Genomic DNA, 678 nt, shown 5'->3' on the forward strand with positions numbered 1-678 from the left:
TGCCGTCGCCTTTCGCTTCGCACGTCGCCGTCACGTCCTGCCTTGCTTGTGCAAGAGAACCGATAGTCTGCAAAAAATCATGTCCTTTCGGGACTAAAGGCGTATAAAATTCACTTATAACACTTGTTCCCACATCACAATAGCCACGCCCCTTGATACGCTTCTGGAAAAACTGCTTTTTCACATCTGAACCAAACAGCATACCGTAACCTAATTCGCTGATACGCCCAAGTCCCACACGGAAATTGAAGTTATCTCTGATACCGTCCGAGAAATACTTTGCGTCTGGACGCTGGCAGGCAACGATAAGGAAATAACCTGCTTGTCGCCCTAACATAACGATTTTCTTTAACTGGCTAAGTAGGCTCACGCTTTCTTTTGTCCCCAGTATTTCAAAAAATGCCACATATTCATCAAAGATAAGAAAGCAGGGTGGCAGTCCCAGATAGGCGTAGTTTTCGCCCGTCTTATAGTTCGGGTGTCGCTTCATTTCCTCGCTTCGCTGTACCATGCCGTCATAAAAGGAATTAACGCAATCAATCATTTCTTCTTTGGTATGGTAGACATTCGGCATGACTGTTCCCAAGTCTGCAAGGTCGCTGTTCTTAGGGTCTAAAATGTAAAGGATAGCGTCAGTATGCAGTAGGGCTTCAATGAGCGTCAGCAGAAAATAGGTTT

The 678-nt window shown here is 45.4% G+C and carries 1 pseudogene; it reads right to left on the reverse strand.

The features are described 5' to 3' along the window. Nucleotides 1-678: pseudogene (locus tag HMPREF0373_RS06070) on the reverse strand (ATP-binding protein); the annotation flags it as partial.

The organism is Eubacterium ramulus ATCC 29099 (genome assembly GCF_000469345.1).
Taxonomy (GTDB): Bacteria; Bacillota; Clostridia; order Lachnospirales; family Lachnospiraceae; genus Eubacterium_I; species Eubacterium_I ramulus.